The sequence below is a fragment of the Pseudomonas lundensis genome (assembly GCF_002269125.1).
Taxonomy (GTDB): Bacteria; Pseudomonadota; Gammaproteobacteria; order Pseudomonadales; family Pseudomonadaceae; genus Aquipseudomonas; species Aquipseudomonas lundensis_A.
This window is the reverse complement of record NZ_NQKI01000029.1, coordinates 50,851-63,557: the sequence shown is the minus strand read 5'-3', so window position 1 is coordinate 63,557 and position 12,707 is coordinate 50,851. Positions and strand designations below refer to the sequence as shown.

General features: G+C 58.1%; 15 protein-coding genes. 10 read left to right on the top strand and 5 right to left on the bottom strand.

The window, feature by feature from the left end; genetic code table 11:
* Positions 1-175: 175 nt before the first annotated feature.
* Positions 176-457 (bottom strand): helix-turn-helix transcriptional regulator, encoded by a 282-nt coding sequence (locus tag CJF39_RS16995; RefSeq protein WP_094994476.1) that lies wholly within the window; start codon positions 455-457, stop codon positions 176-178.
* A gap of 621 nt (positions 458-1,078) precedes the next feature.
* Positions 1,079-1,570: a hypothetical protein gene (locus tag CJF39_RS16990; protein ID WP_094994475.1), complete on the bottom strand. Its 492-nt coding sequence runs from the start codon at positions 1,568-1,570 to the stop codon at positions 1,079-1,081.
* Positions 1,571-1,808: 238 nt separating this feature from the next.
* On the opposite strand from CJF39_RS16990, the gene CJF39_RS16985 reads away from it, so the two are divergent.
* From CJF39_RS16985 to CJF39_RS16965, 5 genes are read left to right on the top strand one after another with little or no spacing between them, the layout of a single operon-like run.
* The gene (locus tag CJF39_RS16985) at positions 1,809-3,389 is read left to right on the top strand and encodes an ABC transporter substrate-binding protein (protein ID WP_094994474.1); all 1,581 of its coding nucleotides are present in this window, start codon (positions 1,809-1,811) and stop codon (positions 3,387-3,389) included.
* Complete coding sequence (locus CJF39_RS16980) at positions 3,374-4,357, top strand: ABC transporter permease (RefSeq protein WP_094994473.1); 984 nt, start codon at positions 3,374-3,376, stop codon at positions 4,355-4,357. Before CJF39_RS16985 ends, CJF39_RS16980 begins: the two co-directional genes overlap by 16 nt.
* Positions 4,354-5,160 carry an ABC transporter permease gene (locus tag CJF39_RS16975; RefSeq protein ID WP_094994472.1) on the top strand — a complete coding sequence of 269 codons (807 nt, stop codon included), beginning with the start codon at positions 4,354-4,356 and terminating at the stop codon, positions 5,158-5,160. Before CJF39_RS16980 ends, CJF39_RS16975 begins: the two co-directional genes overlap by 4 nt.
* Positions 5,160-5,966 (top strand): ATP-binding cassette domain-containing protein, encoded by an 807-nt coding sequence (locus CJF39_RS16970; RefSeq protein WP_094994471.1) that lies wholly within the window; start codon positions 5,160-5,162, stop codon positions 5,964-5,966. The genes CJF39_RS16975 and CJF39_RS16970 overlap by 1 nt, the downstream gene beginning before the upstream one ends.
* Positions 5,959-6,597 (top strand): ATP-binding cassette domain-containing protein, encoded by a 639-nt coding sequence (locus tag CJF39_RS16965; RefSeq protein WP_094994470.1) that lies wholly within the window; start codon positions 5,959-5,961, stop codon positions 6,595-6,597. Before CJF39_RS16970 ends, CJF39_RS16965 begins: the two co-directional genes overlap by 8 nt.
* Here the strand turns inward: CJF39_RS16965 and CJF39_RS16960 are convergent.
* Positions 6,558-6,896, bottom strand: coding sequence for a DUF6388 family protein (locus CJF39_RS16960; RefSeq protein ID WP_094994469.1), 339 nt, complete (start codon positions 6,894-6,896; stop codon positions 6,558-6,560). The genes CJF39_RS16965 and CJF39_RS16960 overlap by 40 nt on opposite strands.
* 30 nt (positions 6,897-6,926) lie before the next feature.
* Positions 6,927-7,838 (bottom strand): AraC family transcriptional regulator, encoded by a 912-nt coding sequence (locus CJF39_RS16955; RefSeq protein ID WP_094994468.1) that lies wholly within the window; start codon positions 7,836-7,838, stop codon positions 6,927-6,929.
* A 101-nt stretch (positions 7,839-7,939) separates the two neighbouring features.
* Here CJF39_RS16955 and CJF39_RS16950 point away from each other — a divergent pair, with 101 nt between their 5' ends.
* The 5 genes from CJF39_RS16950 to CJF39_RS16930 are packed head-to-tail and all read left to right on the top strand — an operon-like array spanning position 7,940 to position 12,371.
* The gene (locus tag CJF39_RS16950; RefSeq protein WP_094994467.1) at positions 7,940-8,497 is read left to right on the top strand and encodes a carboxymuconolactone decarboxylase family protein; all 558 of its coding nucleotides are present in this window, start codon (positions 7,940-7,942) and stop codon (positions 8,495-8,497) included.
* Between the two features lie 32 nt (positions 8,498-8,529).
* Positions 8,530-9,597, top strand: a complete 1,068-nt coding sequence (locus CJF39_RS16945) for an acyl-CoA dehydrogenase family protein (protein WP_094994466.1) — start codon at positions 8,530-8,532, stop codon at positions 9,595-9,597.
* Entirely contained in the window at positions 9,597-10,439 is an 843-nt protein-coding gene (locus CJF39_RS16940; RefSeq protein ID WP_094994465.1) for an ABC transporter ATP-binding protein, read from the top strand. Before CJF39_RS16945 ends, CJF39_RS16940 begins: the two co-directional genes overlap by 1 nt.
* The gene (locus tag CJF39_RS16935; RefSeq protein ID WP_094994464.1) at positions 10,405-11,604 is read left to right on the top strand and encodes an ABC transporter substrate-binding protein; all 1,200 of its coding nucleotides are present in this window, start codon (positions 10,405-10,407) and stop codon (positions 11,602-11,604) included. Before CJF39_RS16940 ends, CJF39_RS16935 begins: the two co-directional genes overlap by 35 nt.
* Positions 11,601-12,371, top strand: a complete 771-nt coding sequence (locus CJF39_RS16930) for an ABC transporter permease (protein ID WP_094994463.1) — start codon at positions 11,601-11,603, stop codon at positions 12,369-12,371. Before CJF39_RS16935 ends, CJF39_RS16930 begins: the two co-directional genes overlap by 4 nt.
* A 6-nt stretch (positions 12,372-12,377) precedes the next feature.
* Here CJF39_RS16930 and CJF39_RS16925 read toward each other — a convergent pair whose 3' ends face one another.
* Positions 12,378-12,626, bottom strand: a complete 249-nt coding sequence (locus CJF39_RS16925; protein ID WP_094994462.1) for a helix-turn-helix domain-containing protein — start codon at positions 12,624-12,626, stop codon at positions 12,378-12,380.
* Positions 12,627-12,707: the final 81 nt, after the last annotated feature.

The window sequence follows — 12,707 nt, the reverse complement described above, 5'->3', positions numbered from 1 at the left end:
GAGCAAATAGCGCTGCGTGCCGTGCAAATTACGACTTGCCGCCGCCGCGCAGCAAGTTGATCGGAGCATCCCTAGGTGTTCGGATAACGTCATCATTGCCCCTCGCACAACCACTGGGTGGTCATCCGCCACAATGATGTTCAACATTGGCGGGCTCCAGAATGGCTCAACGTCATTAAAAAAAACTGACCAGCCCCAGTTGCACAGCCTTGAGAGCTGCACTGTGACGCGACGATACCCCGAATTTTTTTCGCAGGTTGGAAAAGTGAAAATTCACACCCGCCTCTGTGCAGCCTACGATGCGGGATATATCCCATGAAGATTTTCCAAGCAGACACCACAGTAAAACCTCCTTTTCCCTTGGGGTTAATCTGACATCCTCCGCAGCCTTTTTATTGTCGTAAGAATGAACAGGCAGAATGCGTTGCTCTGAATCGAGCGGACGTTGACGGATCATGTGGTTCTCTCCCTCGTACCTGGATGCGGAATCGTCATCCCCGCGCTGCCGGGCTGTATTTGGCAGGAGTGGAGAGTGTCGATGTGAGGGATTTATAACGCGCTCATTTGAACCTTGTAACCTGTCAGAAATTACAGGTCGCCAAGGTTACTCGGCTTTGCGGGACGTTTCCTTCTGACTTCTGGATAGATGTTGTAGGAGATATCAATAAGATAGAAGGGAATTTAAAAGTGTTACTGAGGTAATGTTTTTTGAAGCTTCGTAAGCTGCTTCAGCGAATAGTCATTGAGTCTCAAAATCCGCATGCAAAAGTCCCGTCTTAATCCAATTCGTAGCGGATAAGACATACCGAAATGCAACAGCGGTCGGGTGCCGCATCAGGCTGATCCATAGGGCTATAGCCGGACTGAACAGCCTGCACCACACGGTGGCGCAGGCCTGACTCACCGATACCTGAGGGCTTACGGCTGTGAGGGAAGGTGCCGCCTAGAAACCACTCAGCACGGCCATCATTGCAGGAAGTCACGTGTGCAGGGCATATGTTTCACTGAAGAGCGCATGCCACACCCAGCCATGCTCCCCTGTTGCCACATCAGTCACAGGCCGTTCACTGAACGTGGTTCAAATCCCTGAGCGCGTCATAGGACTGATCAAGCGGCTGCCCAGGCTCAATGCCTCTGTCACCAGGCCGCGCAGGCGTTCGGTATTTTCTTCTTTGATGCTCTGCATCATCTTCTCGCCCAGGGTGCAGCTTTCATCGGCCGACAGCGGCGCTGCTCGCAAGATCAGTAAGCCGTGGTTGGTCAGGATGACTTCGAAAAATGACACCCCGGTCATACCGTCGAAGTGGATGTAACCGACGTCGGCCAACCACTTGATGGTGGCAAGGAAAAGGCTTTCTTCCTTCTCAAGTGCCTCACGGGTCCCGGCGCGCAACGTTGTGTAGTCGATGAAGTCTTCTGCGCTGATACTCACGGGCAAAGGAAAGCTGCGGTACAACTTGCCAAGAACCATTCCGGTGTACCAATCGAACAGTTCAATGTTGTTTGATGGCAGGGCATTGAATGAATGGACGTTTTTATCTTTCAAGTGACTGGCGAGTACGTTGAACATGCGAACCTCTGTCAGTGAAGTCATTGACTGCTGCAAATACGTACCCATGGGTATAGCACAGGGTTGCGTACGGCGTTTTTTAACGTTGAATCAGGGGCGGGTTCTGTTCTTTGCGTGGCATGAATGGATGACTGGATGTTTAAAAATACCTACAGAATCAGGCGCCTGGCTGGCTATTTAAAGCAGTGCTGCTTAACTAGTCGCGTTAGTACCGCGGCCACTTATTTTTGGAGGACGAATGTCCAAGCCTGCATGGATGCGCGCAACATGGATCACCGTTGCCTTGCTGGGTGTACTGGCTACGCCTGTGTACTCAGCGACTGAACGGACGTTGAAACTGGCCATCGGTGATGAGCCCACTGAAGGGTTTGATCCCATGCTGGGGTGGAGTCATGGCAGTTATTTGCTATTGCATAGCCCCTTGCTGAAACAGAATGAAGACCTGTCCTGGAGCAGCTTCCTGCTCAGCGGTTATCAAACTGACGAGGACGGTAAAACCTGGACCCTGACGCTCAAACCGGGATTGAAGTTTTCCGACGGCTCAGCGCTAGAGGCCAAAGACGTTGCCTACACATACAACAATGCGGCTGCCAGCGGCGGCAAAGTCGATATGGGCAACTTTCTGAAGGCAGAAGCGGTTGATCCATTGACGGTGCGGATGACTCTCAAGGCCCCGCAAAGCACCTTCATCAATGTGCTGGGTTCCTTGGGCATCGTGTCTGCAGACCAGTACGACGCTAAAACCTATGCACAAAAACCGATTGGTGCCGGGCCTTATCGTTTGGTCAGCTATCAACCGGGTCAGCAACTGATTGTTGAAGCTAACCCTTATTACGCTGGGCACAAGAATGATTTCGCAAGGCTGGTGTTTGTGTTTCTCGATGAAGACAGCGCCTTTGCAGCAGCACAAAGCAAACAACTGGGCATTGTGCGGATTGCCCCCGCACTGGCGGTCACACCTGCACAAGGCATGAAGCTCTGGATACGCCCCAGTGTCGAAAACCGCGGCATTGTTTTGCCAACGGTGCCTTCTGGTAAAAAAGACGCGCAAGGCTACCCCATCGGCAACGATGTAACTGCCGATGTGGCCATTCGTAAAGCGATCAACTACGCGATCAACCGCCAGTTGCTGGCCGATCAGGTGCTGGAGGGGCATGCGACCCCGGCCTTCACAGGGGTTGAAGGGCTGCCATGGAATCACCCGGATGCTGCCTTCAAAGATGGCGACAGCGCCAAAGCCCGGCAGATCCTCGAAGACGCCGGGTGGGTAGAAACCCCCAGTGGTGTGCGCGAAAAAAACGGTCTGCCCGCCAAAGTGACCCTCTGGTACGCCAGCGGTGATGCCACGCGGCGTGACCTGGCTCAGGCCGTACGCGCCATGCTCAAGCCGGTCGGCATTGATGTGGACTTGCAGTCCGGCAGTTGGGAAACCGTCGAACGCAATATGCACGCCAATCCAACACTCTTCGGCTGGGGCAGCCTTGACCCGATGGAGCTTTACCACCACTACAGCAGCAAGGCGGCGGGCGTGGAGTATTACAATCCCGGCTATTACCGCAATCCGGTGGTGGATCAACACTTGCAGCAAGCTTTGGATGCGCCGAACTGGCAACAGGCTGTGCCGTTCTGGCAGCAGGTGGAGTGGGACGGCAAGACCGGCGTCGGGGTCAAAGGGGATGCCGCATGGGCGTGGTTGCTTAACGTGCAGCATACGTACCTGACCGATGAATGCATCGACTTGGGTAAGGGCGCGCCCGAAATTCACGGTTCATGGTCATTGCTCAATAGCCTTGATGGCTGGAAATGGACTTGCCAGTGATCCGGGAGGTCGTGTTTTTCGTGGTGCGCTTACTGGGGTTGTTGCTGGTGACGGCCGCAGGCACGTTCACATTGCTCAGCTTTTCTCCGGTTGACCCCATACGCGCTTATATCGGTAACGATTTGTTGCATGTCCCGCCCGAACAATACCCGTTGATTGCAGCGAGATGGGGCTTGGACCTGCCGTTGTGGGAGCGTTTCTGGCATTGGTTCACGCAAATGCTGCACGGCGATTTCGGCTATTCGATGCTGTACAACGCTCCGGTCTCACAGGTGATTGGCGAACGCTTTTCGACCTCGTTCGCGCTGCTGTTTTCGGCGTGGCTGTTCTCGGGAATCGTCGGGTTGGCGATGGGCCTCACGGCTGGCCGTTATTTGAATCGCTGGCCAGATCGGCTGCTCTCGACCGTGTCCTACGTCTTGTCATCTTTGCCGACGTTTTGGATCGGTTTGTTACTGCTGTCGCTGTTTGCCGTGACCCTCAACTGGGCGCCGATTTGTTGTGCATGGACGCCCGGCAGCGACGCCGAAACTGCGACCTGGCGCGACAAGCTGCATCACCTGATCCTGCCCATGCTGGCGCTGGGATTATTGGGGGTTGGCAACATTGCGCTGCACACTCGCTCGCGAGTGGCTGAAGTCATGGGCAGTGAGTTCATTCGTTATGCCCATGCTCAAGGGGACAAAGGTTGGCCTCTGGTCACGTTCCATGTGCTGCGTCACGCGTTGACGCCTGCCGTGTGCCTGCAATTTGCGTCGGTGGGCGAATTGATTGGCGGATCGTTGCTGGCCGAAAAAGTCTTTGCGTATCCGGGCTTGGGTCAGGCCACGATTGATGCGGGTTTGCGCGGTGATATCCCGCTGCTGATGGGCATCGTGATGTTTTGCGCGGTGCTGGTCTTTACCGGCAACAGCATTGCCAACGCGCTATTGCTGCGCCTCAATCGCGGGGCGGCGCGCCAGTCATGACTTTTAACCCTCAACGCGCCCTGTTACGCCTCAGTGCCTCGCTGTTACTGCTGATCCTGCTGATTGCCTACGGTATTTCGGTGTCGGGCGAGGATGTCTCCATGGACTTGCTGGCGCGACGCCAAGCGCCCTCGATGCAGTTCTGGTTCGGGACCGACAGCCTTGGCCGTGATCTGTGGTTGCGTTGCTTTCAGGGCATGACCACCAGCCTGCACATCGGCCTCATTGCTGCGTTCAGCAGCGGCTTGCTGGCCATGCTTGCCGCGAGCCTGTGTGCAGTGAATAAAACCCTGGATTTCCTGATTCGTGGGCTGATCGACAGCGTCCTGTCCTTGCCTCATTTGTTGTTGCTGGTATTGATCTGCTTCACGCTCGGTGGCGGCAAACAAGGCGTGATCCTGGCAGTGGCACTTACCCACTGGCCACGTCTGGCGCTCATTCTGCGCGGGGAGCTGTTGCGAATCCGCGAGAGTGACTTCGTCATGTTGTCGCACAGGCTGGGCAACAGCAGTTTTTATCGCTGGCGCCACCATTTGCTACCGTTATTACTGCCGCAATGGATCGTAGGCACCTTGCTGATGTTTCCCCATGCGGTTTTGCACTCGGCGGCCCTGAGTTTTCTGGGTTTTGGGCTGGCGCCCCATGACCCGTCGTTGGGTTTATTGCTGGCCGACGCCCTGCGTTACCTGAGCAGTGGCGCGTGGTGGTTGGCGTTTTTTCCGGGTTTGATTCTGGTGAGTCTGGTGCTGGTGTTCGACCAGTTTGCGCGGGCTTTGCAGCAGTTATGGATAAGGGTCACCTGATGCTGACATTCAACCGGTTCGCCATCGATATTGCCCACTACCATTGGTTTGGCCGTCCATCCTGGCATCCGCTGCTTAACAATATTTCCCTTGAGGTTCACCCCGGTGAATTGGTGGCGCTGGTGGGTTCAAGTGGTGAAGGCAAAAGCCTGCTGCTGCAAAGCACACTGGGCTTGCTGCCCGACAACATGCGTTGCAGGGGTGAGATCTGGCTGGACGGGCAATGCCTGAGTGACGCAGACAAAATCGATCAGCGGGGCAAAGCCCTGTGCTATGTCCCTCAAGGCGTAAGTGCCCTCAATCCCTTGATCAAAGTAGGGCCGCAGTTACAAAGGGCTGGGCAATTAAGTGGCAGCGCCCTGGGCCTTGAGGATGTCGCCCGACAGCTGCAGCATTACAACTTGCAACCTGAACTGGTGGACGCGTATCCGCGCAGGTTGTCCGGCGGAATGGCCAAGCGGGTGCTGGCCAGTGGTGCTGCGTTGTCCCATGCCCGTTACATTCTTGCCGATGAAATCACCTCGTGGCTTGATGAGGAACACGCCTGCCAACTGTTGGATCACTTTAAAAGCCTTTGCCTGCAAGGACGTGGAGTTTTATGGGTGACCCATGATCTGGCGCTGGCCGCACGGTTTGCCGACACCATTGCGGTGTTGCACCACGGTGAGCTGCACGAAACCGTGAGTGCGCAGGCGCTGCGCGACAACCGTGGCAGCCCCTGGTTGCAGTCGCTGTGGGCGGCACTGCCCGAGCAGCAATTCATTCACCGGCAAGTGCCGCAGCCGGAGTGCTCGCCCCATGCTTGATGTTCAGCAACTGACCATCGTGCAAAACGGCCAGCGGCTGTGGGACTCGGTATCGTTTCAAGTCAGCGCCGGGCAACGCCAAGGTATTTCGGCCCCCAGCGGCTATGGCAAAACCACCTTGGGCCGGGTGCTGGCGCAATGGCAAGGCGCGACGTCGGGGCGCATTACCGTGGACGCGAAACCGCTGGCGAAAAAGGGTTATTGCCCGATCCAGTTGGTGTCCCAACACCCCGAGTTGACCTTCAATCCGTATCGCAGCACGGGCGATAGCGTACGCGATGCGTGGTCTCCAACGGCCGCATGGCTAGAGAAGCTGGCGATCAGTCCGGCCTGGCTAAGTCGACGTCCTGACGAATTATCCGGTGGCGAACTGGCGCGTATTGCGTTGCTCAGGGCGCTGGACCCGCGCACGCGTTTTCTCATCGCCGATGAAGTGACCGCTCAGTTGGATGCGCATGTTCAGGCGCAGGTGTGGCAGGTGTTGCTTGAAGAAGTCGAGCGCCGTGAATTGGGGTTGATTGTGTTTAGCCACAACCAGGCGCTGCTGGACAAAGTCTGTTCAAACATCTGGTACCCGCAGGTTGAGGCCAATCAGTCCGGGTTGGCGACGATGCCATACAGCTCACAATAATCGGCCCACGCCATGCCTGCCATCTGCGCCACTTCACGGTGCACTTCCAGCCGTTGAGCGTCGAAGGCCTGATCGCTGTCAGAGGTCAGCTTCAGGGTCAATTCCCAGGCAAAAAATCCCAGCCGCTCAGCCTCGGCTTCAAACGCTTCGTTCAGGCGCTCCTGACGGTATTCTTGCTGCGACTGCCCAATGGCGCGGGCCTCAAGCGGGTTGAGCCGATCGAGTTGCTCCTTAAGCTCGGGGTGTGCTGCAAGAAAACGATCCAGGGCTTGTTGATGGATAGGGCCGGGTTCGGTCACGGGTGTCTCCTGGGGGTAAACGAATAGGGATTAACGGCGTTCATGTTGTTTGCGATAGGCGCCCGGTTGCACGCCAATGGCCTTGGTGAACGCACGGGTGAACGCTGCAATGGATTGATAACCAACTGCCGCGCAGGCTTGTTCGACGGTATTGTCCTTCTGCAGCAACTGGCAAGCATGGCGCATGCGCAAGGCCAGCAACACGTGCCCGGGCGATTGCCCGGCATGTTCGCTGAAGCGCTTGAAAAACGCCGAACGCGACAGACCCGTACAAGCGGCCATGCTTTCAAGGGTCCACGGCTGCTCCGGGTGTTCGATCAATTGTTGCAACAGGTTGGAGAATGCCGGTTGGCGCGCCAGTGCCACCAGCCCCCCGAGGTCGGGGTTGTGGTTGACTTGCTGACGCAGCACGTACAGAAACAACAAATGACTCAAGCGCTCCAGCAAGGTGGCAGAAGGGGCCGGAACACGCTCGCACTCGTCCAGGATCAACTGGAACACGCTGCGCGCGGCGCTGGAGGACGGGTCGTTGGCACGCAGGATCAGCCAGGCGGGCAGGGCTTCGAGGATCAGGTCAGAAAGGCCCGGCTGAAAGTGAAAAAATCCACACACCAAGCCGACGCCTTCTTCTGCGCGTGGATCGAGTGTTTGCATGGTCTGACGCGGCAACTGTGCGGCCACCTCAGCGTCACTCGCGCTGGAAAGCCGGTAGTTGATGTCTTGCAGCAAAAACAGCGCGTCCCCGCCATCCAGTTGCACACCGTGAGCCTGCCCCTCCACGTGTAGCCAGCAATGCCCTTGCACGACCACGTGAAAACTGGCGCGGGCCAGTCCTTGGGTGCTGCTGTGCCAGCCACCGCAATAGCGCCCGACATGGAACAGGCTGGCGTCTAGCTCAAGGCTTTCTAATAACCAATCGATCAGTGGACTGGACGAATTCATCTAATGGAAACACTCAGAAGCAAGTAATCGCTACTTTAGAATATGGAATCAAATTTTTATAACCAACAGACTGTTCAGACACCTTTTGCAGGAGTCACTTCATGTCTCGCGTCACGCTTCATACCCTCGATTCTGCCCCCGAAGCGGCTAAGCCCTTTCTAGACGCCGCGCAGAAAAATGCCGGGTTCATTCCAAACCTGTTGGGGATTCTAGCCAATGCGCCGGCTGCGCTGGAGACTTATGTCACGGTTTCGGGCATCAATGGCAAGGCCGAGCTCACCCTGCCAGAAAGGGAAGTGGTGCAATTGATCGCGGCAACGCGCCATGGTTGCGACTTCTGTGTCGCAGGTCATACCGCCGTAGCGCAGAACAAGGCCAAACTGCCCGACGACGTCGTCAGTGCCCTGCGTGGGCAAACCGAACTGCCTGTAGAACGCCTCGAAGCATTGGCCGCTTTCACCCGCGAAGTAATTGCCAAACGCGGGGACGTCAGCGACGCCACTTACAACGAATTCAAGGCCGCCGGTTTTACTGAAGGCCAGGCGCTGGAAGTCATTCTCGGCGTTAGTTTGGCGACCCTGTGCAATTTTGCCAACGTGTTCGCCCGCACCCCGTTGAACCCTGAACTGGCGCGCTATAGCTGGACACGTCCCGAGTAATCCGGCGGTCCCGATTTAAAGGAGAAATCGACATGCTAGACCCTGTACTGAGTCATTGGCTGGATGCCGAAGCCGAGGCGCTTGATCTCGGCCACAGTGACCCGCAACACGTCCTGTCGCAACTGGCATCGGCCAATGTGCTACGGGTCGGCATCAGCCCGCAGCTGGGTGGCACCGGCGGCAATCTGGCGGACGCACTGGAAGTGATGGCCAGTGTTGCCAGCCATTCGTTGGCCTCGGCGTTTGTGTTTTGGGGCCAGCGCGCATTTATCGAATACCTGTTGCACAGCCCGAACACCGGGCTGCGCGACCGGTTGCTGCCTGATTTGCTGAGTGGCCAATTGGCGGGCGCAACCGGGCTGTCCAACGCGATGAAATTTTTGTCCGGGATCGAATCCCTGCAAGTGCGCGCCCGTGCCGAGACCAACGGCTGGGCGCTGGACGGTCGCTTGCACTGGGTCACCAATTTGCGCAAAAGCGGGTTTGTGGTCGCGGCGGCCGTTGAGCGTGAAGAGGGCGGCGCGCCTTTTGTGCTGGCAATCCCGGATGGTCTGCCGGGCGTGAAGCGTTCCGATGACCTTGAGCTGATGGGGTTGCGGTCAAGTAACACGGCCGCGCTGGATTTCCAGGCGGTGCAGGTCGCACAAGAGTGGCTGTTGCACGACAACGCAAGCGTCTTTCTGCCTGCCGTGCGCCCGGCGTTTTTAGGCCTGCAATGCGGGCTGTCGATCGGCTTGGCACGGCGCTCGTTGCAGGAGGCCGAAGCACACTTGCAAGGCCCGCGCTCCGGGTTGCTTGAGCTGTTGAATGAACAAAAAACGCACTTGGAAGCGCAGGTGGATGCCTTGAAAAGCGGCCTGCTGGAAGGTCGCTTCCTGGCAAACCCTGCAGCATTGTTCAACATCCGCATTGCCTTGGCCCACGCCACGGCCAGCGCGGTCCAGTTCGAGCTGCAAGCCAGTGGCGGCAAAGCGTACCTCTGCGCCCATGGCAGCGCGTTTGCCCGACGCTGGCGCGAGTCGGCGTTTGTGCCGATCGTCACCCCGAGTCTGGTGCAACTGCGGGCCGAGTTGCTGCGTCAGGCCAAGGTCAGCGCGTGATGAGCCCGGTCGTGCTGGAGGCGCGTGATATCACCCTCGGGTATGCCCTGGGGCAGGGGTGGCAATCGGTATTGGAGGGTTTCGACCTGCAACTGGCGCCGGGGGAGATTGTGTCGGTGCTGGGGCCCAGCGGGGTGGGGAAATCCAGCCTGTTGCGGGTGTTGGCGGGGTTGCAATCCCCGTATTCAGGAACGGTCAAGCTGCTGGGCGAGGCGGTCACTGCGCCCCACCCTCGAGTTGCGGTGGCATTTCAGGACCCAAGCCTGTTGCCTTGGCTGAATCTTGAAAGCAACGTCGCTTTTGGTCTGGATTTCGAGCGCCAGCCTAACGTGCCCGCCGCGACGCGCAAGGCGCGGGTCGAGCAGGCCATTGCTGAGGTGGGCTTGCAGCACGCGTTGGGCCAGTACCCGGCCCAGTTGTCGGGCGGTATGGCGCAGCGTGTGGCGCTGGCCCGTTGCCTGGCGCGTCAGCCTCAAGTGTTGCTGCTCGACGAGCCGTTTGGCGCGCTGGATGAAGTCACCCGCGCCGACATGCAGCAGTTGTTGCTCCGTGTGATTGCGCGGCATAACACGGCGGCGCTGTTGATTACTCACGATATTGACGAAGCCCTGCTGCTCAGCGACCGGACTCTGCTACTGGGCCACAGCCCGGCGCGGACCGTCGGCGAGTGGCGCATCGACCTCGCGCAGCCGCGTGAAGACCGCATCGATGAGCTGGGTGCATTGCGTATCGATATTCTCAAAACCCTTCGGCGGGCGAGCCGCACCTCTGTCACTGAACCTTTACCCGACTCGCTGGAGCTAGCACATGTGCCTGGACGACTTCACTCACACACGGCGTGACATTTTAAAACTCAGCGCGATGCTTACCGCGGCAGGCGCCTTGCCGATGCTCAGCAGCTTACAGGCGCGTGCGGCGGCTGAACCCGATGCGCCGGTGCGCATCGGTTACCTGCCGATCACCGATGCCACCCCTCTGTTGGTCGCACACAACAACGGCTTGTTCGAGGCCGAAGGCATCAAGGCCGAGCGTCCGGTGTTGCTGCGCAGTTGGGCGCAGGTGATCGAAGCGTTTATCTCCGGGCAGGTCAATGTGATTCACTTGCTCTCGCCGATGACAGTGTGGGCGCGCTACGGCAGCAAAGTGCCCGCCAAAGTCGTGGCCTGGAACCATGTCGGCGGTTCCGGGCTGACCGTGGCCCCCAACATCACGGCGGTCAGTCAACTGGGCGGGCAATCCATTGCGATTCCGTTCTGGTACTCGATTCACAACGTTGTGGTGCAACAACTGTTTCGCGACAACGGCCTGCAACCTGTGACGCGTCCGGTGGGCAGCGCACTGGCCGCCAATGAAGTGAACCTGGTGGTGATGCCACCTTCCGATATGCCACCCGCCCTGGCCACAAAACGTATTGCCGGTTACATCGTGGCCGAGCCGTTCAACGCATTGGCTGAAGACTTGAACGTCGGCCGCGTGCAGCGCTTTACCGGCGACCTCTGGCGCAATCACGCGTGCTGCGTGGTGTTTATGCATGAGCACGACCTGAACAACCGCCCCGACTGGTCGCAAAAAGTGGTTAACGCCATCGTCAAGGCGCAACTCTGGACCCGTGATAACCGGCAGGCGGCAGCTCAATTGCTGGCCAAGGACGGTGATAACCGCTATACGCCGCACAGCAGCGCTGTGCTGCAAAAAGTACTGGCCCCCGCAGCCAGTGATCGTGCGCGCTATGAGGCCGAGGGTGCGATCCAGCACAGCGAGTGGGATGAGCAGCGCATTGATTTCCAGCCTTATCCGTTTGCCAGCTACACCGAAGCGCTGGTCACGCGTCTTAAACACACGCTGATTCAGGGCGACAATCAATTTCTGGCGGGCCTTGACCCCCAGCACGTGGCCACCGATCTGGTAGACGACCGCTTCGTCAAAAACAGCATCGCCGCCGTGGGGGGGCTCAAGGCGTTCGGTTTGCCCGACAGCTTTGAGCGCAGCGAGGAGTTTGGCTTTTGAACAAGACAGCGCCTTCTGCGAAACGCCAGTGGCTCCTGGGTAGCGCAGGACTGTTAAGCCTGTTGCTGGTTTGGTGGCTGGGCATCGAACTGTTGGGCAGCGAGCAAGGCTTGGCCGCCCGGTTTTCGCCGCAGGCAACATGTGCCAGCCTGTATGAGTTACTGGGCAGCGCTCAGCTCTATGAAAACGTTGGCGTGAGCCTCAAGCGTATCGTCGTCAGTCTGGTGATGGCGTTATTGATCGGTGTGCCATTGGGGCTGCTGATTGGCGGTTCGCGCAATCTGGAAGCTGCCACTACGCCAGCCTTTCAGTTCTTGCGCATGATTTCGCCCCTGTCGTGGATGCCGGTGGTGGTGATGCTGATGGGCGTAGGCGATCAGCCCATTTACTTCTTGCTGACCTTTGCAGCGGTATGGCCGATCTTGCTCAACACCATCGCCGGGGTGCGCCAACTGGACCCGCGTTGGCTGCAACTGAGCCGCAGCTTGAGTGCCACACGCCGGGAAACCTTGCGTCGGGTGATCCTGCCCGGCGTAGTGGGGCATGTGCTGACCGGCGTGCGGCTTTCAATCGGCATTTTGTGGATCGTACTGGTGCCCTGCGAAATGCTCGGGGTGAGTGCGGGGTTGGGGTATTTCATCCTCGACACGCGTGATCGGCTGGCCTATTCGGAACTGATGGCCATGGTGTTGCTGATTGGCGTATTGGGGTTTGCGCTCGATGCAATCGCTCGCGGCGTGCATCGACGCTGGGTGCATGCAGCCTGACAACACTCAACGTTCGCTGAGCAGTCCGTTGCCCGGTGGGGTTCTGTGAGGCGCTGCGTGACGGCCAGTCAGGATGTACAACACGTCGACGCCGACCAGGGTGATAGCCGCCAGATAAGGCGCGCGCGGCAGGCTCATGTCGCGTTCATACAGGCTTTGCGCGTGCCGACCGACGCCCCCGGCCGCGGCCAATTGCTTTTGCGTGAGGTGAAGGCGCAGGCGCTCCTGTAGCAATCGTTTTCCGTATGTACTCATTTTGTCGCCTGTTCTAGGCACCGGTGGGATGTAAAAAGAGTAATGGAAGTGGGGAAAGAGGAAAAGGGTTGAAACATGGCC

Coding starts and splice junctions, on each gene's coding strand:
- CJF39_RS16945 (WP_094994466.1), top strand. CDS start 8,530: ATGCTAGACCCTGTACTGAGTCATTGGCTGGATGCCGAAGCCGAGGCG.
- CJF39_RS16925 (WP_094994462.1), bottom strand. CDS start 12,626: ATGAGTACATACGGAAAACGATTGCTACAGGAGCGCCTGCGCCTTCAC.
- CJF39_RS16955 (WP_094994468.1), bottom strand. CDS start 7,838: ATGAATTCGTCCAGTCCACTGATCGATTGGTTATTAGAAAGCCTTGAG.
- CJF39_RS16995 (WP_094994476.1), bottom strand. CDS start 457: ATGATCCGTCAACGTCCGCTCGATTCAGAGCAACGCATTCTGCCTGTT.
- CJF39_RS16970 (WP_094994471.1), top strand. CDS start 5,160: ATGCTGACATTCAACCGGTTCGCCATCGATATTGCCCACTACCATTGG.
- CJF39_RS16985 (WP_094994474.1), top strand. CDS start 1,809: ATGTCCAAGCCTGCATGGATGCGCGCAACATGGATCACCGTTGCCTTG.
- CJF39_RS16975 (WP_094994472.1), top strand. CDS start 4,354: ATGACTTTTAACCCTCAACGCGCCCTGTTACGCCTCAGTGCCTCGCTG.
- CJF39_RS16990 (WP_094994475.1), bottom strand. CDS start 1,570: ATGTTCAACGTACTCGCCAGTCACTTGAAAGATAAAAACGTCCATTCA.
- CJF39_RS16935 (WP_094994464.1), top strand. CDS start 10,405: ATGTGCCTGGACGACTTCACTCACACACGGCGTGACATTTTAAAACTC.
- CJF39_RS16950 (WP_094994467.1), top strand. CDS start 7,940: ATGTCTCGCGTCACGCTTCATACCCTCGATTCTGCCCCCGAAGCGGCT.
- CJF39_RS16940 (WP_094994465.1), top strand. CDS start 9,597: ATGAGCCCGGTCGTGCTGGAGGCGCGTGATATCACCCTCGGGTATGCC.
- CJF39_RS16965 (WP_094994470.1), top strand. CDS start 5,959: ATGCTTGATGTTCAGCAACTGACCATCGTGCAAAACGGCCAGCGGCTG.
- CJF39_RS16980 (WP_094994473.1), top strand. CDS start 3,374: ATGGACTTGCCAGTGATCCGGGAGGTCGTGTTTTTCGTGGTGCGCTTA.